At 72.1% G+C, this 24528-nt stretch carries 19 protein-coding genes; 7 read left to right on the plus strand and 12 right to left on the minus strand.

Annotated elements, in window-relative coordinates; all coding sequences use genetic code 11:
* Nucleotides 1-15: 15 nt before the first annotated feature.
* The 4 genes from rarD to eccE form a co-directional block, all read right to left on the minus strand.
* Nucleotides 16-942, minus strand: a complete 927-nt coding sequence (gene rarD / locus MILUP08_RS03025) for an EamA family transporter RarD (protein ID WP_007454615.1) — start codon at nt 940-942, stop codon at nt 16-18.
* On the minus strand, nt 939-1436 hold the full coding sequence (locus tag MILUP08_RS03030) for a GNAT family N-acetyltransferase (RefSeq protein WP_007454616.1): 498 nt from the start codon (nt 1434-1436) through the stop codon (nt 939-941). The genes rarD and MILUP08_RS03030 overlap by 4 nt, the downstream gene beginning before the upstream one ends.
* A 118-nt stretch (nt 1437-1554) precedes the next feature.
* Nucleotides 1555-1941 (minus strand): phage holin family protein, encoded by a 387-nt coding sequence (locus tag MILUP08_RS03035; protein ID WP_007454618.1) that lies wholly within the window; start codon nt 1939-1941, stop codon nt 1555-1557.
* 90 nt (nt 1942-2031) lie between these two features.
* On the minus strand, nt 2032-4032 hold the full coding sequence (gene eccE / locus MILUP08_RS03040; protein ID WP_007454620.1) for a type VII secretion protein EccE: 2001 nt from the start codon (nt 4030-4032) through the stop codon (nt 2032-2034).
* 308 nt (nt 4033-4340) lie between these two features.
* Between eccE and MILUP08_RS03045 the strand changes: the two genes are divergently transcribed.
* Nucleotides 4341-4661 carry a WXG100 family type VII secretion target gene (locus tag MILUP08_RS03045; RefSeq protein WP_007454622.1) on the plus strand — a complete coding sequence of 107 codons (321 nt, stop codon included), beginning with the start codon at nt 4341-4343 and terminating at the stop codon, nt 4659-4661.
* Between the two features lie 20 nt (nt 4662-4681).
* Nucleotides 4682-4975 carry a WXG100 family type VII secretion target gene (locus MILUP08_RS03050; RefSeq protein ID WP_007454624.1) on the plus strand — a complete coding sequence of 98 codons (294 nt, stop codon included), beginning with the start codon at nt 4682-4684 and terminating at the stop codon, nt 4973-4975.
* Nucleotides 4976-5060: 85 nt separating this feature from the next.
* Here MILUP08_RS03050 and mycP read toward each other — a convergent pair whose 3' ends face one another.
* On the minus strand, nt 5061-6284 hold the full coding sequence (mycP, locus tag MILUP08_RS03055; RefSeq protein WP_007454626.1) for a type VII secretion-associated serine protease mycosin: 1224 nt from the start codon (nt 6282-6284) through the stop codon (nt 5061-5063).
* 152 nt (nt 6285-6436) lie between these two features.
* Here mycP and MILUP08_RS03060 point away from each other — a divergent pair, with 152 nt between their 5' ends.
* Together MILUP08_RS03060 and MILUP08_RS03065 are read left to right on the plus strand one after the other, a co-directional pair.
* Nucleotides 6437-9487, plus strand: a complete 3051-nt coding sequence (locus tag MILUP08_RS03060; RefSeq protein ID WP_007454627.1) for an SseB family protein — start codon at nt 6437-6439, stop codon at nt 9485-9487.
* Nucleotides 9484-9849, plus strand: coding sequence for a hypothetical protein (locus tag MILUP08_RS03065; protein ID WP_039905265.1), 366 nt, complete (start codon nt 9484-9486; stop codon nt 9847-9849). The genes MILUP08_RS03060 and MILUP08_RS03065 overlap by 4 nt, the downstream gene beginning before the upstream one ends.
* A gap of 34 nt (nt 9850-9883) precedes the next feature.
* Here MILUP08_RS03065 and MILUP08_RS03070 read toward each other — a convergent pair whose 3' ends face one another.
* From MILUP08_RS03070 to acs, 5 genes are all read right to left on the minus strand, one after another.
* Nucleotides 9884-10816, minus strand: a complete 933-nt coding sequence (locus tag MILUP08_RS03070; protein ID WP_007454631.1) for an alpha/beta fold hydrolase — start codon at nt 10814-10816, stop codon at nt 9884-9886.
* Between the two features lie 107 nt (nt 10817-10923).
* Nucleotides 10924-11472, minus strand: a complete 549-nt coding sequence (locus MILUP08_RS36505) for a hypothetical protein (RefSeq protein ID WP_237747024.1) — start codon at nt 11470-11472, stop codon at nt 10924-10926.
* Between the two features lie 110 nt (nt 11473-11582).
* Nucleotides 11583-14015 carry an immune inhibitor A domain-containing protein gene (locus MILUP08_RS03080; protein ID WP_039905267.1) on the minus strand — a complete coding sequence of 811 codons (2433 nt, stop codon included), beginning with the start codon at nt 14013-14015 and terminating at the stop codon, nt 11583-11585.
* Between the two features lie 331 nt (nt 14016-14346).
* Nucleotides 14347-17139 carry an immune inhibitor A domain-containing protein gene (locus MILUP08_RS03085; RefSeq protein WP_007454637.1) on the minus strand — a complete coding sequence of 931 codons (2793 nt, stop codon included), beginning with the start codon at nt 17137-17139 and terminating at the stop codon, nt 14347-14349.
* Nucleotides 17140-17381: 242 nt separating this feature from the next.
* The gene (gene acs, locus MILUP08_RS03090; RefSeq protein WP_007454639.1) at nt 17382-19346 is read right to left on the minus strand and encodes an acetate--CoA ligase; all 1965 of its coding nucleotides are present in this window, start codon (nt 19344-19346) and stop codon (nt 17382-17384) included.
* Between the two features lie 643 nt (nt 19347-19989).
* Here acs and MILUP08_RS03095 point away from each other — a divergent pair.
* Nucleotides 19990-20736, plus strand: a complete 747-nt coding sequence (locus MILUP08_RS03095; RefSeq protein ID WP_007454643.1) for a Fic family protein — start codon at nt 19990-19992, stop codon at nt 20734-20736.
* 277 nt (nt 20737-21013) lie between these two features.
* Here the strand turns inward: MILUP08_RS03095 and MILUP08_RS03100 are convergent, their stop codons facing one another.
* Both MILUP08_RS03100 and MILUP08_RS03105 read right to left on the minus strand, forming a co-directional pair.
* On the minus strand, nt 21014-21817 hold the full coding sequence (locus MILUP08_RS03100; protein WP_007454647.1) for an HAD family hydrolase: 804 nt from the start codon (nt 21815-21817) through the stop codon (nt 21014-21016).
* A 380-nt stretch (nt 21818-22197) separates the two neighbouring features.
* Nucleotides 22198-22815: a DUF4240 domain-containing protein gene (locus MILUP08_RS03105; protein ID WP_007454649.1), complete on the minus strand. Its 618-nt coding sequence runs from the start codon at nt 22813-22815 to the stop codon at nt 22198-22200.
* A gap of 103 nt (nt 22816-22918) precedes the next feature.
* Here MILUP08_RS03105 and MILUP08_RS03110 point away from each other — a divergent pair, with 103 nt between their 5' ends.
* Complete coding sequence (locus tag MILUP08_RS03110) at nt 22919-23470, plus strand: RNA polymerase sigma factor (protein WP_039905271.1); 552 nt, start codon at nt 22919-22921, stop codon at nt 23468-23470.
* Nucleotides 23470-24471: a CU044_5270 family protein gene (locus MILUP08_RS03115; protein ID WP_007454652.1), complete on the plus strand. Its 1002-nt coding sequence runs from the start codon at nt 23470-23472 to the stop codon at nt 24469-24471. Before MILUP08_RS03110 ends, MILUP08_RS03115 begins: the two co-directional genes overlap by 1 nt.
* Nucleotides 24472-24528 lie beyond the last annotated feature (57 nt).

Raw genomic sequence — 24528 nt, forward strand, 5'->3', positions numbered from 1 at the left:
CGACCCTGCGCGGGGTCAGGGGGTGGGGACGGGCGCCTCGGTGGCGGTGGCGCGGGTGTGTGCGCGGGTGCGGCGGGACTGGTTGACGGCGTCGGCGGTGAAGACGATCAGGGCCAGCCAGACCAGCGCGAAGCCGGCGAGGCGGGCCGGCGGCATCGGCTCGTGGAAGATCAGCACGCCGCAGGCGAGCTGGAGGATCGGCGCCAGGTACTGGATCATGCCGAGGCCGGTCAGCGGTAGCCGGTTGGCGGCCCCGGCGAAGAGCAGCAGCGGGATCGCGGTGGCCGCGCCGGCCAGCACCAGCAGCGCGGTGTGACCGGCCGAGACGTGCCCGAAGGTCAATCCGGCGTGTCGGCTCAGCCAGGCGAGATAGCCCAGCGCGGGCAGCGCCAGCACCGCCGACTCGACGAAGAGCCCCTCGGCCGCCGGCAGTCCGAGCCGCTTCTTGATCAGGCCGTAGCCGGCGAAGCTGAACGCCAGGGTCAGGGCCAGCCAGGGCAGCCGGCCGTAGTCGACGGCGAGCACCGCGACTGCCGACCCGCCGATGCCCAGCGCCACCCACTGCGCCGGGCGCAGCCGTTCGCGCAGCACCGTCACCCCGAGCAGCACCACCACGAGGGGGTTGATGAAGTAGCCGAGCGCGGTCTCCACCACCCGGTTGGAGCTGACCCCGTAGATGTAGGTGCCCCAGTTGACGGCGATGAGCGCGGCGGCGGCGACGATCCCGGCGACCGCCCAGCGCCGGCGCAGCAGCGCCCGCAGGAAGCCGACGTTGCGCAGCGCGCCGAGCAGCAGGGCCACGAAGAGCACCGACCAGACGATCCGGTGGGCCAGGATCTCCAGCGGGCCGGTGGGTCGCAGCAGCTTGAAGTAGAGCGGAAAGAAACCCCAGAGCAGGTACGCGCCGATGCCGTAGAGGTATCCCAGGCGGAGTGGCGTCACGCCTCCACCGTAAGGGGTGAACCTCCGCTTTGTTCCTTTCCGGTGATCGGCGTCACCGATGGCCGCCGGTCGAGCTGCATCCACCGCTGGGGAACGTCCAACGGGGTGAAGCCGACCCGCGCGTACACCTCGTGCGCGTCGTTGGTGGCCAGCAGGATCCGGCGTACGCCCAGCTCGGCCAGGTGGTCGCGGACGGTGCCGGCCAGCCAGCCGCCCAGCCCGACGCCCCGGGAGGCCCGGTCGACGTACACGTCGCAGAGCCAGGCGAAGGTGGCGCCGTCGGTGACCACCCGGGCCACCGCCACCTGGCGGCCGTCCCCGGGTCGGTAGACGCCGAACGGAAGCGACCCGGCGAACGCCCGCACGACCGTCTCCCGGTCACGCCCCAGCGCCCAGTACGCGTCGGTGGACAACCAGTGGTGTATCCGGTCCAGGTCGAGCCGGGCGGGATCGGTGCAGATCAGGTGGCCGTCGGCGCGGGTCAGCGAGAACACGTCTGCGAGGCTAACCAGCCCGACCGGTTCGCCGACCGGCCAATTCCCGAACTCCGGTCACCGGACCGCCCGGCCCATCGGAGGCCGGGCGGTGCGGATCGGTGAGGTCGGTCGCCACTCAGTCCCGGTCGAGAACGGCGCCGAGGATCCAGGTCACGATGCTCACGAACAGGGCGCCGAGCACAGCGGCCGGCCAGAAGCCGTCCACCGAGAACGGCAGCCCGGCCTGGTCGGCGATCCAGCTGGTGAGCAGGAACAGCAGCCCGTTCACCACAAGCGCGATGAGACCCAGCGTGAGCAGGTAGAAGCCGCAGCCGACGGTCTTGATGACCGGCTGGAGCACCGCGTTGACGACACCGAAGATCACCGCCACCAGGATCAGCGTGGTGACCGTCTGCACGGCCGAGGTCGACTCCAGGTCGATGCCCGGAATGAGCAGCGTGGCCAACCAGAAGGCCAGCGCCGTGGTGGCCAGCCGAATCAGCAACCCCTTCAGAAAACCCATGGCCGGGATCGTGCCACGGACCACTCATCGGCGTAACCCACCAGTTGACCATCCAGGACAGCGTGACCCGGGTCGGCGCCCTCCGCCGGCTCAGCCGCGCGCCGGCCGGCCGATCAGCTGGGCCTCGATCGGGGTGGGGGAGAGCAGCGCCCACCGCAGGGCCCGGCGGTTCACCACCGCCACCATGTCGTCCCGGATCCGGGTGAGCCAGTCGGCCGACCCGCCCAGCCCCAACGCCGCGCCGGCAAGCGCGGCCTCGGCCGCGTGCAACGGTTGCAGGACCGCCAGGTCGGCGCGGCTCAACGCGTCCACATCGGCCGGGGTCAGCTCGTCGCGCACCACGAGAGTGGCCCGCCACGCCGGACCCGGCTCGGTCTCGGCCGGCATCGGCCCGGCGTCGACCACCAGCAGCAACGGCTGGAGCGCGGTGCCCACCGACTCGGCGACCGGCCGGCCCGGCGGGATCAGCGGGATCGTCCCGCCCGGAGCGCCGACCCCTCGCACGAACGGCTCCCAGGCACGGGGTCGTGCCGTCTGCACCACCACCAGCGCACCCAGGGCCATCGCGCGCAGCGCCACCAACTGCGCGGCGCGCACCCCGCCCACCAGCAGCACACGGGTGCTCTCCGGCCGGAAGAACCGCACGGTGACCGCGCCGCCGTGCCGGTTGGTGCCGACCATCATCCCCGCCTCGCCCAGGGTCAGCTCCCAGTCGTCCAGCGCCACCGTCGGATGCGCCCCGACGGTGGCCAGCGCCAGCGGCAGCGTGCCCGCCAGCCCGGTGAGGTGCGCGCCGTCGAGTCTGCGCAGCGCCCCGCCCGCGCCACTGACCAGTTTGCCGAGCGCGTCGACGGCCACGGTCAGCTCGGCGGTCGACGCGGCGGCCAGGCGTACGGCCATCTCGGTTGGCGCGGCCCCGGTGTCGCCGGCCGGCGCCGGCCCCACGCAGAGCGACACCGTCGTCGCGGTCGCCGGCAGCGCGAGCAGCCGGGGCACCAGCCGCCGCGCGGCCGGGGCGCCGGCCTGCGGCCAGTCCACCAGGCGGAACGTGGCCTGGACGAGAGCGCCCGAGCGGAGCAGCGGCCACGACTCCCGCACCGGCTGGCCGTCGTGGTGGGCCAGCTCGCCCAGCACGCGCAGTGCCGCCGGCACGCCGAGCGGCCGGGCGGTCAGCGGCCCGAGACGCCGAACGATCCGGCGTACCGTGCCGGCGAGCGCCCGCCGCAGGGCCTCGGGCGTCCACCCGTCCGCCCGCAGCACCCGGACCGCCAGCACCGCCCGCTCCCGTCCGGTGAGCCGTCCGTCGGTGAGCTGCCGGTACGACGTTCCGACGGTGCCACCCGCCGTCGGGACGGGTGCCGGCGTTCCGCTGAGGAGCAGTTGGATCCGCAGCGGCGGGACGTCCGGACCGGGCGTCGGCAGCAGCGCGGCCGGCGCGGGGATCGCCCGGGACGCGTCGCCGAGCAGGTCGCCCGGATCGCCGAGCTCCAGGAGCACCACCATGCCGGCCGTGTCCTCCAGCACCGCCGCCGGTCCCCCGGGCAGCTCCGTCGAGTGGACCACGGCACCGGGTGCGACCAGGTCGAGCAACTCGGCCGGGCCGGCCTGCTCGCCCAGCGCACGACGTCGGGTCGCATGCCCGGCGGCGGTGCCCAGCCACTCGAAGAGCCACCGGCCGCGGACCCGGACGCCGGCGACCGCCACGAGGAGCGCCGCCACCAGCAGCGCGGCGACGGTGACAGGTGTGCCGCGGCCCAGCGCGGCGAGGACGACCGCGACGGCGACCTGCCCGGCGACCAGTTGACCAGCGCGCATCCCCACGCTTCGCCGAACGGACGCGGCCCACCGGCCGCGAGATCGCCGAGCGGGTACGCCGTCGCGGGTCGCGCCCAGCCCGAGGGCGACCGGCGCGGTGCTGAGGGCGGCGGTCGCGGTTGCTCCGCCGTCGACGTCCGGCGCGGTGCCGACAGACGTGATTGTGCCGGTGACGGCTAAGGCGACCGGCCCGGCTGTCGCGACGTTGTCGGCCGGGGCCGGGCCCCGACCGGGCCGGCTCGCCGGCTGCGGGCCTCCGGTGGTGATCGGCGACACCGCGCCTCCTCGACCAGTGTGGACGTGCCGGGCGGCCGACCGCCCTGGAATGCCCGTCACGCGCCGCGACGTGGCTGCCGCACATCGTAAGCGACCGATGGCTGCAGTGGTTGTCCACAGCTGCCGTGGTTGTCCACAGGGGAGACGCGCGGGGTAGCAGAACGGCTACCAGGCCGCTACCGTCAGCCACGAAGTTCATCGCTGACCCGCGTCCTCCCTTGCTCGTCGACCGGGCCACGCGATCGGTGCGCTCCCACGGTGGGCGCACAGCCGGCCAGGCACGACCGAGGAGACGAGGTGATGTTCGGGTGTCCCAGACCCAGGCAGAAGCGGCGGTGATGCGGCATACCGCCGCGAAGTTCGAGCAGGTGGACCAGTCGTTGCAGTCCATGCTTACCGGCCTGCTGGCCGAGCTGGAGGTGTTGCAGCAGGCCTGGCGCGGCGCCGGCGGGCGGTCGTTCGAGCAGGTCAAGCGGCAGTGGTCACAGGATCAGGCGGCGTTGCACCGGGCCCTGCGGGAGACCGCCGGGGCCATCCGCACCGCCGGCCGACAGTACGACGTCTCGGACGACGAGGCGGCCAGCCGGGTGGCCGGCACCAACCGCGGCGGCATCCAACTGCCGCTCTGACCCGCCGGGAGGGAGTTCCGATGGACAACGGTGTGCTGGTCGTCAACTTCGCCGCGCTGCAACAGGCCGGCGCGGACATTCAACGGGCGCTGAACACGCTCGACTCGCAGCTCGGCCAACTCGAACGCGACGCCGCGCCGCTGGTGTCGGCCTGGGAGGGCGACGCCCGACAGGCGTACGAGCAGCGCCAGGCGCGGTGGCGGTCCGCCTCGCAGGACCTGCAGGCGATGCTGCGCGCCATCAAGTTGGCGGTGGACGACTCCGCGGCCGACTATCTGGACACGGAGAAGAAGAACACCGGGCTGTTCCAGTGACGCCGGTGGGCCGGGAGCGCTGACCGTGCCCGCGTCAGCGCCCCGGCCGCCCTCCGACGAGGGGTGCCCGGGCGGCGGGGTCGGGTCAGGCTGGCTCGGCCGGTCGCCAACGCCGGCGCGCGCCGCGGGGCAGCACGACGGCGAGCAACACCACGGCCACCGCCGTCACGCCGATCACCCCACCGGCCACCAGGGCACGGTCCCGGGCGGTCGCGCGGCGGGCCTGGCGGGCGAGCACCGCCGGATCGGGCCGGTCGTCGGCGAGTGCGGCAACCGGCCGCGGGGCGGTCGGTCGGCCGCCGCCGGTCTCGGTGACCGCCCGGTAGGGGTTCAGCACGCCGGCGCCGTATCCGCCGCCGTGTCCCGTGCCGGGCGCCGGATCGACAGTGGCGACGATCCGCTCCACCACCTCGGCGGCTGTCAACTCGGGTCGGTACGCGCGCAGCAGCGCCGCGGTGGCGGCCACGAACGGCACCGCGTAACTGGTGCCCTCGACCTGCTGGTGACCCTGCGCCGGCGCGGCGACCAGCACCGCGCTGCCCGGTGCGACCAGATCGACGTACGAGCCGGTCTGGGAGAAGGTCGCCCGTGCCCCGTCCGCCCCGATCGCCCCCACCCCGAGCACCCCGTCGTACGCGGCCGGGAACGGGCGCGGGTCGCCGCTGTCGTGCAGGTTGCCCACGGCGGCCACCAGCACCACGTCCCGTTCGACGGCGTACCGCACGGCGGAGCGCACCTCCGGGTCGTCGGCGTACAGCACCACGGAGAGGTTCACCACGTCGGCCTCGTGGTCGACGGCCCAGCGGATGGCGCTGGCGAACTCGTCGGCGCTGACCGTGCGCCCCGACTCCCGGCCCTGCACCACCTGCTGCTCACTCACGCGTACCGGCAGGATCCGGGCTTCCGGGGCCAGGCCGTGGAAGGCGACACCGGGCCGGGGCGCCGCCGCGATGATGCTCGCCACGCCGGTGCCGTGCCCGGCGCAGTCCCGGCTGCCGTCCCCACCCGGGTCGAGCAGATCGGTGCCGGCCAGCACCCGTCCGGTCAACTGGGGGTGCGCCCGGTCGACTCCCGAGTCGACCACCGCGACCGTCACCCCGGCCCCGGTGGTCAGCGGCGTGAGCCGCGCCGGGTCGTACCGCTGCTGGGGCCAGGGTGTGGCCTCGACCGGCCGGACGGGCGCCAGCGGGGTCGCGCAGGCCGGGGCCATCCGGCGCCCGGCGCTGGCCGCGACGGCCGGCCCGGTCGCAGCGGTCAGCAGGGCGGCCGCCAGACCTGCCAGGACGGGGCGCACGATCGACCGGGACATCGACAGCCTCCGTATCGTGTCGGCTCCGGAACGGGATGTTATCGCCTCGCCGCCGCCCCGGCGGACCGCCACCGGCCAGCCATTGTGATCTTGATACCACCTTGTAGGTTGTACGCGATACCTGTGGCCTGTTCTCGGAAGGAGAGGTGGCCGTGACCGAATGGGAGCCGGCCACGGAGGCCGAGGTGGCGATGCGGGACGCGCTGCGCGCCAACGACCAGGAGCTCTACTTCCGGCTTTTGTCCCGCACCGATCTGTTGTTGCCGGTTTCCACGCCGGCGCCGTCCGGTCAGGCGTCCGCCGGCTGGGGCACCTGGACCACAGGTGGCCGGACCCACGTGCTGGCCTTCACCTCCGCTGCGGCGCTGCGGGCCTGCCTCGGTGAGCACGGCGGCACCAACCGGCGCGTTCCGTTCACCGACCTCGCCCTCGGCTGGCCCAATCACGAGTGGTGGCTCGCGGTCAACCCCGGGTTGCCGGTCGAGGGCTACCTACCCGCCTGGTTCGTGTCCCAGCTCTCCCGTGGTGACGTCCGGCTGCCGGGCCGTGCCATGGGCGCCCGCGCCCGGCTGGAGCGGGCCGAGACGCTGGCCCGGTCGAGAGCGGGTACGACCGGCCGGGACTCCTCGCCCACCACCGGTTTCGTGCCACCCCCGCCGCCCGTGTCGGACCCGACACCTTCGGGACGACCCGCGCCGACGACCGCGGGTACGTCCCCGGCCCCAGGCGTCCCGACCCGGTCGCCCAGCCCCGGCGAACTGTCGCGCCGGCCCGGCTCGGAGGACCTGCCCGCCGCCGGTCAGCGGCAGCCGGCCGCCCCGCCCCGACCGGCCCGTCCCGGTGTCGGTCCCGTGCCGGGCGCGAGTCGCACCGGCGCATCCCGGTACGTGCCGCTGGCCTCCACCGATCGCACCCAGGTCGCCCCGGCCGACCAGCCGGGCCCACGCTCGGGCCAGCCGGGTCCACGCGCAGACCAGCCGGGTCCACGCGCCGGCCGGCCCTCCGCGAGCCGCCCGGCCAGCGACGGCGACGGCCCGGCAGCCGGTGACGGCAGCGCCCCGGGCGGGAGGCGTTCCTTCTTCGAACCCACGTCCGGTCGGGCGTCCGGCCCGGTCTCCACCGATGGCCGGTCGGGCGACCGCGCGGTGCCGCCGTCCCGGTTCGGGCGGGGCAGCCAGCCCTTCCCGCGCCGCCGTCCGGCGGACGCGCCGGGCGGCGACAGCCCGGGCCCGGCCTTCCCGATGCCGGACGCCACCCGGCCGCTGCGGCCACCGGCCGGCGACCTGGGCGCGCCCCGGGTGGTACGAGCGCCCGCGACCGACGACGAGGCCACCCAGCCTCTGCCGCCGCGACGGCCCAACCCGCTGGCCGAGGAACCCACCCACGCGTTCCGGGTGCCCGGCCCAGCCGGAGGTGAGCCGTCACCGTCCCGCGCCGGACGGTCCGTTCCCTCGGCGGACGAGACCCAGCCGATCCCGCGTGGCCGGCCCGGTGACCGGCAGCGCTTCGAGCCGCTGGAGGAGCTGTCGCCGTCGGTCGCGGAGCCGGTTTCCGGCCCGCCCGCCCCGCGTCGCGGCTTCACGCCCATCGTCATCGAGGGCACCATCATCGAGTCCCGGGATCTCCTCGACCCGAGCGAGGTCGGCCCCCCGTTCGACGCGCCACGGCGACCCGGCCCGACCACGGCCGCTCCGTCGGCGTTCGGTCCGACCCCCGCCGCCCCGTCGGCGTTCGGTCCGACCCCCGCTGCCCCATCGGCGTTCGGCCCGGCCGCCCCGCCCGCGTTCGGCCCGACCGAGCCCGACGCCACTGTCCCCGGCCCGTCGATGCCCGGCCCCTCGGGTTCCGGGCCGTCGGGTTCCGGGCCCTCCGCTCCCAGCCCGGATCCGTTCGGCGCGCCGACGTCCTTCCACCCCGCGTCGTCCGGCGCCGGTCTGTTCGAACCGGCGGACACCGGCGCGGGCCCGCGCGACGCCACGGATACCGGCGCGGGCCTGCGCGACTCGGCAGGCACCGGCGCGGGACTCCTCGACGACACGGGCACCGGCGCGGGCCTGTTCGGCCCGGCGGACGGCGGCCCGGATGGTGGTGACCCACTGCGCACCGACATCGGTGACGGCCTGAGCGAGGCTGACCGGGTACCGCTGGCCGATCTTCCCGACACCGGCGCGACCGGTGAAGGCGCGGGAGCGGACGGCCAGCCGGCGCTCGTCGACGAGCCGACGCCGGTGCAGTTCGAGCCGGCCAACACGGTCGAGGAGGACCTGCTCGGCGCTGCCGGCGCCGGCAGCACGGACACGTTCCTGTCCACCCTGCTGCTGGCCCGGGTCCTGCTGCCGGCGGCAGCGGATTCGGTGCGCGGCAGCCGTCCGGGCGACCCGGGCTTCGTCTGGCGTACCGCACAGCTCGACGGCGAGACGTACGTGGTGGTCTACACGTCGCCGGAGCGCCTCGCCGACCACGTCGAGGGTGACGTCGACACGGTCCGGGTGAAGTTCGCCCAGCTGATCCGGCGCTGGCCCGACGAGGACTGGTCGTTCGCCGTCAACCCGGGCACGCCCGTCGGCGCGAAGCTGCCCGGCGACCAGATCGTCGCGTTGGCCAACTGGGCCGCCGAGGTGGGGCTCGGTGACGACCTGGAGGTCGACCCGCAGGAGCCGGCGGTCGAGGCGGAACCCGCGGCCCGCACCCGGTACGCCCCGGCGGCGGTCGATCCGGCCCGACCGACGGTGATGCAGAAGGCGATAGCGCCCAGTCAGCTCGCGTACTACCTGGAGCGGGGGTACGACCGGGTCTCCGGTTTCGTGCACCGGGCCGGCGAGTTGGCACACCTGACCACGCCGGCCGAGCTGCACGACGCGCTGGGTCTCAGCTACCCGGGTTCGCCGTTCGTGCGGGACGCCGAGGAGATCTACGTGCTGCGCTGGCCGGCGCACCGCCCCAGCCTCTACCGGATTCCGTACGGCGGCCAGAACGAGCCGGCGATGCGGGCCATGGAGGGCTGGGTCATCGAGCGCCCGCCGTTTCGGGGCAACGGCTTCGCCCCGGGCGAGAGCAGTGACGTGGTGGCGGAGTTCAAGGTGGATAGCGCCCGCCTCCCGCACGGCGCGCAGCTCTGGCGCATCGGCGGGGACGGCACCGAGCGGGTGGTCGCGGTGCTCGACACCGACGCGGTGGTCTGGCGACGGGTCGGGGAGGCGTGATGCGCGACGGTTACGTGGCGCGTTGGCAGGGCCGGGAGTACCAGGCGAGCCCGGGCGGCGACGACATCAGGCTCTACCAGCCGGAGCCGGGTGAGGGCTTCGAGGAGGTCCGCCCGGGCCGGTACGTGCGGGTGCTGCCGGCGAGCGAGATCGAGGACCTGGCGTACGTGCGGACCACCTGCACGTGGCAGGGGCAGCCGTTCATCGTGCTCGGCAAGCACGACGCCTGGCTGCGCGTGGAGTACACGGGCGGTCGTTGGCCGGTGGCCGAGGCGATGCGGCTGGAGGTCTTCGACTTCGGCGTCTACCAGGGCTGGGCGCCGGCCGCCGAGGTCACCGACCTTCGGGAGCAGCGGGTCTGACGAGCGCCGTCGCCGTCTGCCCGAACACGGCCGGTCAGGACTTGGCCCAGCGCAGGATCTCGCCGAGCACCAGCTCGGGGGCTTCCAGGTGGGGGAAGTGCCCCACCCCGTCGAGCAGGCGCCACTCGTACGGAGCCACGACGTACCGGCCGGACCCCAGGGCGGTCCGTGGCAGGGCGGCGACGTCCTGTGCGCCGTGCAGTTGGAGCGTCGGGGTGACCAGCGGCTTCTGCATGAGGCGGACGAACCGGTAGCCGTGCAGCCGCAGCACCGAGCGGAAGGCCCAGCGGTAGCCCTCCAACGCGCAGAAGGCGGCCTGCGGGATGCGCATCGCCTCCCGGCACCGCTCGGCGTACGCCTCGAAGCCCGGACTGGCCGCCCAGCGCGGCCCGGCCCAGCGGCGCAGGATCTCCTCGACGGCCGCGCCGCCGTCCCTGGTGAGCACGTGCTCGTAGCGGGGGAGCTGGAACTTCAGCGCCGGGGTGGAGGCGGCGAACTGCCCGCGCGGGTCGGCGAAGATGGCGGCGCGCAGGCGCAGTGGGTGGGGCGCTCCGAGCACCACCAGCCGGCGGACGAGGGCGGGGTGGAACGATGCGACAGTCCAGGCCACCATGCCGCCGACGCCGCTGCCGACAAGCGTCGCCGACCGTTCGCCGAGGGCCCGGATCAGGCCGGCGATGTCGGCGGCGAGGGTGTAGCCGTCGTACCCCCGGGGTGGTTTGTCGCTGGCGCCGTAACCGCGCAGGTCCACGGCGACCGCGCGGAAGCCGGCGTCGGCGACCGCCGGGAGCATCTGGTTCCAGGCCCACCAGTGCTCGGGGAAGCCGTGCAGGAAGAGCACCATCGGTCCGGTGCCGGCCTCGACCACGTGGAACCGGGTGCCGTTGGCGCCGACGAAACGGTGCGTCCACGGCCCCTCGGTGAGGACGCAGGACTCGTCGACGACTCCGCCGCGCTGGTCGGTCATGGCAGACAGCCTAGGACCCGCTTGCCCCGGGCGGCCCTGGTGGTCGCGTTGAACAGGGAGAAGCCCGGGTTGTCACCCAGCGGCGCGCGGGTTGCCGGTCGGCAGAGTCAGCGGGTGACGATGCTGGCGCGAACGCCCGGGCCGCAGTCGACCTCGGACGAGCGCGTGCTGATCCGCAGGGTGACGAAGCTGCCCTCGGTCAGTTTGCCGTAACCGATGCCGTGCAGGGCGTACTCGACGCCGTCCTCGGAGACGAGCCCGTAGCAGGGGCCGGATCCGCCCCGGGTGATGTGGCCGATGACCAGGTTGGAGGCCCGTACGTCGGTCGGGTCCGTCGGCTTTGGTGGCTTCGGCACGGCGGGGATCGTCGGCGGAACGGTGCGCGACAGGGGCGGCGGGGTGGCGCGGCCGGGCGGGAGCACCGGGGACGCGGGATCGGCCGGGGTGACGGCCGGTTCGGGCGCCTCCGCGGTCGCGGCGCCGGACGTCGTCGCGGCGCCGGACGTCGTCGAGGTGTCGGACCCGGCCGTGTCGGACGCGGTGGTGTCGGCGGCCGTGGTGTCGGTGGGTTCCTGGGCGGCGCACGCGGTCAGAGTCAGCAGGACGAGCGCGGCGAGACCCGCTGCCGTTCGGGTGGTGCGTGGGGTGAGGAGCACGGTGATGGGACGTTCCGGCAGGTCGGACGGTTCCCCGGGCCGGTGGCACAAAGGGCGACGCCCGGGCAGGTGGCCTGCCCGGGCGTCGCTGGGTGGTGCGGGATCAGTGGTCAGCTGATCTTGATCTTCATCGAGGTGCCGTCCTGCTCCAGAACCTGGATCTTGACACCGGTCGCGGGGAGCTTGACGCCGTGGTTCGGCAGCTCCTCGTAGAAGTACTTCTTGGTGTCGTTGAACACGGGCTCCGCATCCTGGCCGCGGATGTACTGCGGCTGGCTGTTGAGGTGCAGGGTGAACGAGTCGGCCTTCTTGAGGCTGAACGGTGCGTCGTACACCTGGACCCGGGCGCGCCACGGAGCGCCGGTCAGGTTGTAGATCGGGCGCGGGTGCGCGTCGATGTACAGGTTCCGACCCTCACCCGGGTGACCACCCGGGTTGTTGACCGGGTCGTACGGCGCGGTGTTGTTGTCGGAGAACCGGGTGTTCCAGTACGAGATGAGCAGGCCCTCCTGGTACGCGTAGTGGTCCACGTAGTCCGGGCGGGTGTTCGAGTAACCGAAGAAGTACGGGCCCGTCTTCAGGTACTTGTCGTACGAGACGTACGACCGGTTACCGGCGATGTAGTAGTTGTCGAACAGCCGGGTGTAGGTCGCACCGACCACCTCGAACTTCTCGAGGGTCCAGCCGGCGTCGGTCTCGGCGCCATCGCTGAACACGGTCTGGCCGTCGGCGGTCACGGTGATCGCGTCACCGAAGAAGCCGCCCTCGGAGACGCCACCGTCGGTGACGTAGTGCAGGCGGATCTGCGCCACCTTGCCGGCGACCGAGGTGAGCGGGATGTTGATGTCCGCCCATGCGCCGTTGCTGGTGCCGTCGAGGGCCGGGCGGCCCGCGCCGTCGACGCCGATCGGCTCACCGTTGACGGTGCCGTCCAGGTCGGACCAGGTCTGGCCGCCGTCCGTGGACGCCTCGAAGTACAGGTAGTCGTAGTTCTCCTCGATGCTGTACTTGCCCTTCAGCGACAGCGCCGCGGCGGACTTGCCGGTGAGGTCGAACGTCCTCGTCATCTTGCTGTCGAGGTCGTCCTCGTTACCGGAGAAGTACTGCTTCGAGCCCTCGAACGGAGGGCCGTAGTTGAACGTGTACTCCCGCTGCGGAAGCACCACCACCGCGGCCTGCGCCTTGGCGGAGTTGTACTCCTGCGGGCCGAGCGGCAGCGTGCGCTTCTGGCCCGCGACCACGACCTCGTAGTCGAGCCAGCCGAGCTGGAGCTTGTTCCACGCACCGAGGTCGCCGCCCCGGTCGCCGATCGCCGGGTCGTTCTTCGCGCCGAGCCGGCTCTGGGCCATCAGGGTCCAGTGCTCGTTGTTGTTGTCCGCGGGGCCGTAGTCGTCCGGCAGGCCCAGGTCGTGGCCGTACTCGTGGTAGAAGACGCTGCGGCCACCGTTTTCCGGCTGGATCGTGTAGTCGCGGATCCAGACGCCGGTGTTGCCGATCTGGGTGCCACCGATCGGGAAGTTCGGCGGACCCACCGGGGAGCTGTTGAAGGCCGACCAACGGTGGCTCCAGATGGCGTCCTCGCCCTGCTGCGGGTCACCGTCGGCCTGGTCGCCGCCGGAGTGGACGATCTGGAAGTGGTCGATGTAGCCGTCCGACTCGTTGAAGTCGCCGTCACCGTCGTAGTCGAACCGGTCCCACTGGTCGTAGGACCGCATCTCCTCGGCGATCTGGGCGTCCGTCCGGCCCTTGGCCTTCTGGTCGGCGACCCACTGGTTGGCGGCGTCGCGGATCAGGGCCCAGGTGTTCGAGCAGACGTTGTCGCCACAGACGGCGGGGTCGCCGGTCGGGTCGTCGTCGGCCTTCGGGTCGTCGGAACGACCGTAGCGGGCCTCGTTGTACGGGACCTTGACCCAGTCGGTGACCTGGCCGTCGACCGTGTACCGCCCGGAGGACTGGGCCTCGTAGTACTGCTTCAGCGACTCGTCGCCCGGGTTGGTGCCGAAGTACAGCTGGCGGAAGTGGTCCGGGCTGAAGTCCGGCTGCCAGATGGTGGAGTTGTCCACGGCCCGGTTGGGCTGCGGGATCTTGTTGTGCAGCGGCCCGCTGAAGGTCGTCGGACCGGCGATGTTCGGGTCCGTGTCCTTGTCCGGGTAGGACGGGTGCCGCTGGTCCCCGAACTCGGCCAGGATCACGAAGATCTTGTCGGTCCGCTCACGCTGAAGCTCGACGTACTGGTCCTGGGTTGCCGGAGCGCCGGCGGTCCGGGCGTTGGCGTTGGTGGCCGTCTTGCCGACCTGGCCAACCTTGACGACCGTGCTGCCGTTGCGCTGAATCGGCTTGCTGCGCCCACTCAACACGTCGCTGAGACCCTGCTCCCGCAGTTCGCGGCGCTTGTCCTCGAGCTTGTCGGGAAGTTCGTCCTTCAGTGCCTGCGGTTCGGCGGCAGACGAAGCTGCTGCCGGCAGTTTGGGCTGAGGCGCCGCCGAGGCGGACGGGCCGAAAGCCAGGCCTGTCGCCGTCAGTGAGAGCCCGAGCAGACCCACTGCGACTTTGCGCACGTGGTACCTCCGGTGTGAGGGAACCGGCCCAACGGGGGTGAGGGCCGGCGATAGATCGATCCCACTAGTGGGACCAATGGTGAACATAGACACTGCCGGGACGGGTGGGAAGATGCGCGCGTCGATTTGTTGCAAGATTTTGTTGGGAATGCTTTCCACCGTCACACCCCTGCGCTTCATCAGCGCACGAACCAGGCTGCTCAGGGCGTGAGTGTGAACAGCGATGTATTTCGATCAATAAGATCGGACGTACGACAGTGGGGCCGGCGGCGTTCCCGCCACCGGCCCCACCATCAGTTCTTGATCAGTAAAACAGTTACTTCTTCGCCGGGGTGACGAAGATCGTCGCGGACGTGTTGTCCCGCGCCGTCTTGCGGATCGTCAACGAGACGCCGTTCTGCACGCCCGCGTCGCCCGGGTTACCGGTGCCGAGCACGATCGCACCGCCGCCCAGCGTCGTGCCGTAGAACTCCGGCGCCGGGCTGCCGTCCGGGTTGGTGACCCGGGTGGTGTACGGCGCGTTGCCACGCGACGGCACCACCACGGAGGCGTCGTTGTCCCGCGCGTACGGAGCACCGTCGCGCATCTCGATGCCCGGGTACCAGCCCTTGGCGTCGGTGAAGGACTTCACCGGCGCCTGCGCCTTGAACTTCGTGCAGTACGCGCTGTACGGCTCGTCCGCGGCCTCCAGGCACTCCGTGAAGGGGTACGTCTTCTGGAGGGTGAACGCCGCGTTGGCCGACTGCGGACGGCTGGGCAGGTTGTCCGTCACCGACGGGTCCTTCTCCGCGGCCGTGCCGGTGCGCCGGTACGGGTCGAAGTGCGAGTCCACGATGAGCAGCCCGCCCTTCGCGCCGTAGCTGGGCAGCGCGGTCATCTGCGCGGTGACGTGGTTGACGTCGCCGAGCGCGCTGTCCCGGTACCACACCAGCATGCCCGGGGCGTTGTAGGAGATCCGGTCGACCTTCCACGCCTCGTGCGAGTAGATGGTGTCGTAGGCGTACTTCAGGCCCTTGTCGAAGCCGTCGAAGTTGCGCCACTCGGCCAGGTAGTACTGCGCGTGGGTCTCGGTGCCGCTGGAGACCTTCCAGCCCCCGCCGGTGGTGTCGACGAAGGTGCCGCCGGTGGCCGTCCAGCCGTTGGCGCCGCCCTCCACGTCGTCACTCCAGGTGGTGGCGCCGCCGCCGGTGACCGAGAAGTCGTCGGCGAACCAGTTGCGCTCCTCGAACGCCTCGTCGGTGGCCTGGCGCAGCCGCAGCTGCACGGTCGTGCCCGCGTACGCCGACAGGTCGACGTAGTCGTGGCGCCAGCCGTCGGTGCTGCCGGTCAGGCCGTACTTCTTGCCGCCGAAGTCGTTCATCCGGCCGTTCGGGTCCTGGTAGTCGTCCGGGGTGGTGACGACGGCGCCGCCCTCGGCGTACACCTTCTGCTCGGTCCAGGACGCGCCGCCGTCGGTCGACAGCTCGACGAAGCCGTAGTCCCAGTCCTCCTCGATGATGTAGTTGTTCCACATCCAGAACTTGGCGTCCGCGGCGTTGGGCACCTCGACCGAGCGGCTCAGCTTGACGTCGGCCCACTCCTGGTCGTTGTTGCTGTGCCACATCTTCGTGCCGCTGTGCGGCGTGGCAAGCGTCGTCACCTTGTCCGGCAGGTCGATCTTGATGCCGTCCTCGGAGTCGATAGGCGTCCGCGAGGTCTGCCCGAGCTTCACCTCACGCGGGTTGGAGCCGGGGCGGATGGTCAGCGGGTCGGCCCAGCCGAGCACCCACTTGTCCCAGATGCCCATGTGCGTCGGCAGCGCCTGGAAGACCTCACCCGAGTGCGAGCCCGAGGCCATCAGGTCCCAGAAGTCGATGTCGGAGTCGGCGTTGCCGGACGTGTCGTAGAGGTCGGGCAGACCCAGGTCGTGGCCGAACTCGTGGGCGAAGACACCGACGCCGGCGTCCTCCGGCTGCACGATGTAGTTCGACACCTTCAGGTTCGTGCCCGGGATGCTGTAGCCACCGGCGACAGTGGACGAGTGCGCCCAGACGGCGTAGACGCCCTGGTCGCCGCCGCCACGCGACTTGCCCTGCCCGGCGTGCACCAGCACGAGGTGGTCGATCACGCCGTCCGGCTCGAAGAGGTTGCCGTCACCGTCGCGGTCGGCCTGGTCCTCCTTGTCGTAGTCGGCCCACGGGAAGCTCGGGTCCTTGGCGGCGAGCGCGTCGATCGCGTCGGTCGCCAGTCGGCCTGCGCCGGCCGGGTTGTCCGGGTGACCGTTCATCGACTGCTCCCGGCCGGGAACCCAGTTGCCGTCCTCGTCCTTGGTGCAGCGGTTGGCGGCGTACCAGCCCTCGGAGTGCGGCACGCTGATCCACGGGCTGGCCTGCCCGTCGACCGTGTACGCGTTCTTGGACATCTCCAGGTACATGTTGTGCATGGTCCGCCCGGAGATGTCGATGCCCTTCTTGCCGTCCGGGCCCTTCATGTCCTTGCGGATCCGCTCGGTGATGCCCTTCTTGCTGTACAGCATCTTGTCGTAGTGCTGCGGCGAGAAGTCCGGCACCCACATCGAGTTGTTGTCCTCGTGCGGCAGCGTCGCCGGGTTCGGGATGGTGTTGTGCTTCGGTCCGTTCTGCACGGTGCCGGGCACACAGGTGCGGTCCTCGAACACCGTCTTCGGGACCATCACGCCGGTGAAGTCGTCGTTCGCCTTGTCGTTGAACTCGACGAGCAGCGTCAGCAGCTTCGCCGTCTGCGTGGTGGGCGACTGCTTGATCTGCCGCGGGCTCTTGCCCGTCTTGATCGACTTGGCTTCGATCTGCGCGAGCTGGCGCGCGGTCACCGGGTTGCCCCGGGCGTGCTTCTGGTCGAACGCCCGCGCCGAGTCGACGGCGGGGGTGTAGACGCCACCCTTGCCCTTGACCTCACGGCCGGTGGTGTCCGTCTGCACCTCGGGCTCGGCGTAGTTGATGTAGTACTCGTCGGCCCCGATCACCGCCCGGGGGGTGGTGGACGGCTGCGCCGACGCACTTCCACTCACGGTCAGTGAGGTGGCCGCGAGGGCGATGACGGGTAGCGCGACGAGTAGTCGTCGACGTGACCCCGGATGGGAGTTTCTGTTCATGCCGCTCCGTTTCTCGGGCATGGGCGGAGGAAGCCGGCCGGCTCCGGGCGCGCGGAGACGCATCGAGGTCAGCCGACCTCGTGAAACTAAATGAGAAACACGGCGAACGGCGGGAACGTGATGGAGGCGTTATTCGTCCAACCACCCGCGGCGGGTCGCGAGGTGTGGTCGTACCTCCACAAAAGATGACGATGGGTGACGGTCCGTCCGGACCGTCACCCATCGATGGTGTACGCCTGTCGTCAGTCCTCGTCGGACTTCGCGCCGCTCATCCCGGAGGAGATCAGCTCCATCACCGAGGAGTCCTGCAACGTGGTCACGTCGCCGAGTGACCGGTTCTCGGCCACGTCCCGCAGCAACCGCCGCATGATCTTGCCGGAGCGGGTCTTCGGCAGCTCCGCCACCAGCATGATCTGCCGCGGCTTGGCGATCGGGCCGAGTGTCTTCGCCACGTGGTTGCGCAGGTCCGCGATGAGCTGCTCACCCGCCTCGCCGGCGATGTCGGTGCTGCCGCGCGGGATGGCAAACGCCACGATCGCCTGACCGGTGGTCGGGTCGGTCGCGCCCACCACCGCCGCCTCGGCCACCGACGGGTGCGACACCAGTGCCGACTCCACCTCGGTCGTGGAGATGTTGTGCCCGGACACCAGCATCACGTCGTCGACCCGACCGAGCAGCCAGATGTGCCCGTCGTCGTCCTTCTTCGCCCCGTCACCGGCGAAGTACATGCCCTCGAACCGCGACCAGTACGTCTCGATGAACCGGTCGTCGTCACCCCAGATGGTGCGCAGCATCGACGGCCACGGTTCGCGCAGCACCAGGTAGCCGCCGCCGCCGTTCGGCACCGACTGGCCCTGGTCGTCCACCACGTCGGCGACGATTCCCGGCAGCGGGGCCATCGCCGACCCCGGCTTCGCCGCCGTCACCCCCGGCAGCGGGGAGATCATGATGGCGCCCGTCTCGGTCTGCCACCAGGTGTCCACGATGGGCAGCTCACCGCCGCCGACGTGCTGCCTGTACCACATCCACGCCTCGGGGTTGATCGGCTCACCGACGCTGCCCAGCAGCCGCAGCGACGACAGGTCGAAGCCGGCCGGGATGTCCTCGCCCCACTTCATCATCGTCCGGATCAGGGTGGGCGCGGTGTAGAGGATGGTCACGCCGTAGCGGTCGACGATCTCCCAGAACCGACCCTTGTGCGGGGTGTCCGGAGTGCCCTCGTACATGACCTGCGTGGCGCCGTTGGAGAGCGGGCCGTAGACGATGTAGGAGTGGCCGGTCACCCAGCCGATGTCGGCGGTGCACCAGTAGACGTCCGTCTCCGGCTTCAGGTCGAAGACCGCGTGCGTCGTGTACGACGCCTGCGTCAGGTAACCGCCGGTGGTGTGCAGGATGCCCTTCGGCCGGGCCGTGGTGCCACTCGTGTAGAGGATGAACAGCGGGTGCTCGGCGTCGAACGGCTGGGCCGTGTGCTCGGCCGACGCCGTCTCCACCGTCTCGTGCCACCAGTGGTCCTTGTCCGACCACGCCACGTCCTCGCCGGTGCGGCGGACCACGAGCACGTGCTCCACGGACGGGCTGTTCGCCACCGCCTCGTCCACCGTCGGCTTCAACGCCGACGGCTTGCCCCGCCGGTAACCACCGTCCGCGGTGATCACCACCTTGGCGCTGGCGTCCTGGATGCGGTTGCTCAACGAGTCCGCGGAGAAGCCGCCGAAGACCACACTGTGCGCCGCGCCGATCCGGGCGCAGGCCAGCATCGCGACCGCCGCCTCCGGGATCATCGGCAGGTAGATCGCCACCCGGTCGCCCGCCGTGACCCCCAGGTCGGTGAGCGCGTTCGCCGCCCGGCAGGTCAGCTCGTGCAGGTCGGCGTACGTGAGAGTCCGCGTGTCACCCGGCTCGCCCTCCCAGTGGATCGCCACCTTGTCGCCCCGGCCCGCCTCGACGTGCCGGTCCAGACAGTTGTAGGCCACGTTGAGCTGCCCACCGACGAACCACTTCGCGAACGGCGGGTTCGACCAGTCGAGCACCTCGTCCCACTTCTTCGACCAGGCCAGCCGGTCGGCCTGCTTCGCCCAGAAGGCGAGCCGGTCGGCCTGAGCCTCCGCGTACGCGTCGACGGTGACGTTGGCGTGCGCGGCGAGTTCGGCCGGCGGGGGGAACTGGCGCGTCTCGTTCAGCAGATTGGCCAATGCCTCGCTCATGCCGTGACTCCTCGTCCTCGGGGTGACCTGCGTCTCGCTGGGCCTGAGGGTAGTCGCGGGGTCCCCGGCCGGCGACCGCTGCCCACCCCGTCGCGCCGAGTGGCCCCCGCCGCGCGCCCGACGGCCCACCCGCCCCGCCCGGGCCTCACCCGGCGTGCCCGACCTCGCCCGAGCGGCCGGCGAGCCTTGATCGACACGGCCCGTCTGGCCCGGGGCGTCGTCCGGCCTCGCCCAGGCGGTCCAGGGCCTTGATCGACACGGGTTCCGTCCTCGGCCAGGCGGTCCAGGGCCTTCATCGACGCGGGTCCGGCCTCGGCCAGGCGGCCCAGGGCCTTCATCGACGCGGGTCCGGCCCCGGCCAGGCGGCCCAGGGCCTTGATCGACGCGCGTCCGGCCCCGGCCAGGCGGCCCAGGGCCTTGATCCACACGGGTTCCGTGAAATCGCGGTATCCGGGCCGGTCTGACACCGCGGTTTCCCTGATGTCGTGTTGACCTTGCCCGGCGCCGAACGGGTGGGCCGAGGCCGAGGGCCGCGGGCCGGCGATCAGTCGCCGGGCGGCCGGGCCGGGCCGGCGGGGTGGCCCGGGTCGCGTTGCGGGCGGGTGCGGCCTGGCGGGCCGGGTCGGGTCGCTAGCGTGGCGGGATGACCACCGACCCGCTCGCCCCGCTGCTCGCGCTCGCCGACGTCGCCGCCGCCGTCGACCGGGCCCGTGAGCGCTTCGACCAGGCGCTCGGGCACCGCGCGCTGCGCCGCAACGGTGGCCAGGTCGCGGCCGAGGTCAGCCTCCGGTCGGCGGTGGCCAGCGCCGCGCTCGAGGGCGCCGTGCACGAGCGTGAGGAGGTCCGGGCCGGCACCGTCACCGACCCGGTGCTCCAGGGGGCACTGCGGGTCGCCGGGGCGCTGCCCGGCCTGAGCGAACTCTGGCCGAAGGCCCCCCGGCAGGCACTCGCCCGGCTGCACGTCCTCGCCGCCCGCGACATCGTGACGGAGGCCGAGCTGGGCCGACCGGTGGCCGACCCGGTGGTCGCGGCCCGCCTCGACGGGCTCGCCGGTCTGGTGGCCGGCGGCACGAAGGTCTCCCCGCTGGTGCTCGCCGCTGTCGTACACGGAGAGTTGTTGAACCTGCGTCCGTTCGCCGGGCCGTCCGGCGTGGTGGCGCGCGGCGCCGCCCGGCTGGTGCTGCTCGCCAGCGGCCTCGACCCGCGCGGCCTGCTCGGCGTCGACGTCGGTCACCGGGAACGGGAGCCCGAGTACGTGGGCTCGGCCGGCGCGTTCGCCACCGGCACCCCGGACGGGCTGCGCTCCTGGCTACGGCACTACATGGCGGCCGTCGAGGTCGGCGCCGACCAGCTCAGCGCGATCGGCGACGAGGTCCTCGCCGCCGCCTGACCGCGACCGCGGCGCCGCCCGCCGCGTGAGCGCGACCGCCGCCTGACCTCGACCGCAGCCTGATGCGCCGCGCGAGCTCGATCCGCCGCGTGAGCGCGGCCCGCCGCGTGAGCGCGGCCCCTGCGTGAGCGCGGCCCGCCTCGTGCGCGGCCCGCTGTAGGAGCGCGGCCCGCCCCGTGCGCGGCTCGCTGTATGAGTGCGGCCCGCCTCGTGCGCGCGGCCCCTGCGTGAGCGCGACCGCGGACAAGCGGGCGGACCGCCGACGATGCGGCGAAGGTCAGGCGGTGGCGGCGGCGCGGGTGCGACGGTGCCGCCCGTACCAGGCGATGCCGATGGCGACGCCCACGCCGACCCCCAGGGCTGCCGCGGCCACCGGAACGGCAGGCCGCTCCCGCCAGCGACGACCCAGCGGGATCGGATGCCGGAACTCCAGCACCGGCCAGGCGTTCTCCGAGGCCAGCTTGCGTAGCTGCCGGTCCGGGTTGACCACGCTCGGGTGGCCCACGCACTCCAGCAGGGGACGATCGCTGTACGAGTCGGAGTAGGCGTACGAGTCGGCCAGGTCGTAGCCGCGCACGGCGGCCAGCTCGCCAACCGCCTCGACCTTGCTCGGACCGGCCGCGTAGAACTCGACCTCGCCGCTGTACCGGCCGTCCCGCACCGCCATCCGGGTGGCGATCACGTCGGTGACCCCGAGCAGTTCGCCGATCGGCCGGACCATCTCCTCGCCGGACGCGGAGACCAGCACCACGTCCCGCCCGGCCGCCTGGTGCTCCTCGATCAGGACGGCGGCCTCGGCGTACACGTAGGGGTTGATCAGCTCGTGGAGCGTCTCCGCGACGATCTGGCGGACCTGTTCCACCTGCCAGCCCTTGCAGAGCGCGGCCAGGTAGTCCCGTGTTCGGGCCATGGTCTGCTCGTCGGTGCCGCCCAGCCGGAACATCAGCTGCGCGTACGCCGACTTGACCACGTCACGCCGGGTGATCAGCCCGTCCCGGTAGAACGGCCGACCGAACGCCAGGGCGCTCGACTTGGCGATGACGGTCTTGTCCAGATCGAAGAAAGCGGCACTTCGGCCCACGGCGCGAAAGTCTAGCCGGATGGTCTATCGTCGGCGGGTGCCCGGGGTCAGGCCACCCCTCGGACCTGCGGGCGGGTGCCTCCAACTCCGCTCGGCGTGACCGCGGTCACACTCCGCGAGGAGATTTTCGCGCTGAGTGGAGTGAACAACACTCGACGTGACGGGCCCGCTCAGGCAGACTTGTTCGCACGACGAGCTTTCACATCCCGAAACAGACAGACCCTCGGCGGTTGCACCCCCCGTGACCGCCGAGTGGTTCGGCTCGACCCCCCCGGAGCCGAACCGTCGACGACCCCCGTCTCCCCCCGACGGGGGTCGTCCCTTTCCGGGGGAGCGCTCCCGCGCGGCGCAGCTGACCCCTCCTCCTACTGCACCGCGAGCTACTGCACCGCGAGTCGGCGGGCGCGGAACCGCTCGAAGAGCCGGGGCAGCCGCCTTCGCCACTCGTCCTCGTCACTCAGGTCCCAGCGCTCGTCGGCAGGCTCCGGGCCGGGGTGTGGTGGAGTAGTAACCGCGGACTGTGCCGCCTCGGCGGCGTCCCAGAAGGCCTCATCGTCACCCGTCAACCGCTCGTACGCCGTCTGCGCGGCGAATTGAAGAGCCTCGTCGCCGATCCACAGGTCGCGGCCTTCCGCTGCGCTGATCTGCCGTACCGCCGGATGGTCGGCGAGCGAGTCGGGGTCACGCGCAGCCGACTCGAAGGCGGCTCTGCCCAGGCCGACCAGCCCTGCCTGGAAATCGGAGAATCCGTCGTCGGAGAGAAACCCGTACTCGATGATCCAGCACGCCGCGCAGACATCCCAGGTGTCGGCGTGGTCGGCCACCTCGTCCAGCACCTGGTCGAACGCCACGATCTGCGACAGCGGGAGTCGCATCAGCTCCGCCACCAGGGCCTCGGCGACCACACTCGGCTGACCGTCGCGTCGGGGCTGGTCCGCCGCCACGCCTGCCGCGGCTCGTGCCCGCTCCACGACACTCCAGAACTCCTCCACATCCACGGCCAGGAGTGTCCCCGATGGCTGTGACAGGTTGGGGCGCGGTAATCGTCGGGCCTCCCGCGACACAAACAGGGTGAGAGTCGCCGAGGCAATGGGGGTTCGGGTGGGTCCACCGGGGAAGCGCGACGAGGGCTGGTTCACCAGCCTCTACGCCGCCGAGTACGCGCACATCGTGAGGTACGGCCTGCGCCGATTAGCCGATTCCGACGCGTCGGCGGAACTCGCACAGGAGGTCTTCGTCGTCGCGTGGCGTCGTCGCGGCGAGGTGCCGGACCGCAGCCTGCCCTGGCTGTACGGGGTGGCCCGGCGCCTGCTGGCCAACCAGTGGCGGTCCCGACGCGCCGCCCCGGATCTCCTGCCGATCGCCCACGCCGATCTGACGCGGGTGGCCGACCCGTCCGGCGCCGACCGCACTCTGGGGGTCGCCGACGTGCGGGCCGCGCTGGCCACCCTCAACGACCTGGATCAGGAGATCCTGCGGCTCGTCGGTTGGGAGGAGCTGACGGTGGCCGAGGCGGCTCAGGTCCTCGGCTGCACCCGCGCGACCGCGGCGGTGCGCCTGCATCGCGCCCGTCGTCGCCTCGCCGAGGCGATGTCGGACCCACCGGCCCGCTTCCGACGCCCGATGCTGGCCACTACCCGAGAGGATCTGTGATGGACGGAGCAGAACAAACCCGTACCCTTCTCGGCCCTGCCGACCCGGCCCGGACCATCGTCGTCGCGCCGCCACCGGTTCCGGCGCGCGAGCTGATCGAGCGTGCCGGCGCAACCAGCCCCGGGACAGGACACCGTCGCGTACGCCCGACGCGCCGGCTGGTCCTGACGGCCGGGACGCTCGCGGTCGCGGCCGGTGCCGTCGCAGTCCTCCGACCGTTCGACGAGCGGACGCCGGACGATCGGGGCGGACCCGGCGGCGCCGTGGGGACGTTGCTGGTGCCTGTCGCGTACCAGTTCGACGCCGACCCGCCGGCGGCCGGCCCGCAGCTACGCACGCTGGCCAGCAAGATCAAGGACACGGAGTACGACCACCGCAGCGGGCGCTACACGTACCACCACACGAAGGTGTGGGGTGATCCGGTGATGAGCTCCCCCGACGACCGTTACCACGTGGCCTTCGCCGGTGAGTCGAAGGTCTGGCAGGCCGCTGACGGGACCGGCAGCCAGAGCAACACCCAACTCGAACCGCAGTACCCCGATGAGGCGTCCCGCGACTACTGGCAGCGCAAACTCGCGGGTCCCGCAGTGGCTGACACTGCCGCGATGATCCCGTTGCCACCCATGGAGCTCACGCCGCCGCCGGCCGACCCGTCGCAGTTGCGCGAGCGGCTGAAGGTCCAGTACGGCGCGGGGGCGGCGAGCAAGGCGGTCGGCACGCTCTACGCGAGGTACGTCGTACCGCGGGCGACCCGGGCGGCGATCCTGCGGGTCCTCGCCGACGTGCCCGGTTTCCGCTGGCGGGGACGGGTGACCGACCGGGCCGGCCGAACCGGTGTCGCGGTCACCGTCGACGAGCGCGAGCACGACCAGCAGTCTCTGCTGATCTTCGACCCGAAGACGGGTGAGCTGCTCGCCCACGAGTTGCTGACGCTGACTCCGGTGCGGATCAGCGCGTACCAACTGATCCTGGACACGACCTGGACCGACCGGATCGGCTGACCGCCGACTTGTGGGGCCGCTCTCTCGGGAGCGGCCCCACCGTGTTTTCCCGGCAGC

The organism is Micromonospora lupini str. Lupac 08 (genome assembly GCF_000297395.2).
GTDB classification, from domain to species: domain Bacteria; phylum Actinomycetota; class Actinomycetes; order Mycobacteriales; family Micromonosporaceae; genus Micromonospora; species Micromonospora lupini.

Excerpts from the sequence above, each read along its gene's own strand:
- mycP (WP_007454626.1), bottom strand. The coding sequence starts at position 6,284 with ATGTCCCGGTCGATCGTGCGCCCCGTCCTGGCAGGTCTGGCGGCCGCC.
- MILUP08_RS03115 (WP_007454652.1), top strand. The coding sequence starts at position 23,470 with ATGGACGGAGCAGAACAAACCCGTACCCTTCTCGGCCCTGCCGACCCG.
- MILUP08_RS03070 (WP_007454631.1), bottom strand. The coding sequence starts at position 10,816 with ATGACCGACCAGCGCGGCGGAGTCGTCGACGAGTCCTGCGTCCTCACC.
- MILUP08_RS03085 (WP_007454637.1), bottom strand. The coding sequence starts at position 17,139 with ATGAACAGAAACTCCCATCCGGGGTCACGTCGACGACTACTCGTCGCG.
- MILUP08_RS03035 (WP_007454618.1), bottom strand. The coding sequence starts at position 1,941 with ATGGGTTTTCTGAAGGGGTTGCTGATTCGGCTGGCCACCACGGCGCTG.
- MILUP08_RS03095 (WP_007454643.1), top strand. The coding sequence starts at position 19,990 with ATGACCACCGACCCGCTCGCCCCGCTGCTCGCGCTCGCCGACGTCGCC.
- MILUP08_RS03050 (WP_007454624.1), top strand. The coding sequence starts at position 4,682 with ATGGACAACGGTGTGCTGGTCGTCAACTTCGCCGCGCTGCAACAGGCC.
- acs (WP_007454639.1), bottom strand. The coding sequence starts at position 19,346 with ATGAGCGAGGCATTGGCCAATCTGCTGAACGAGACGCGCCAGTTCCCC.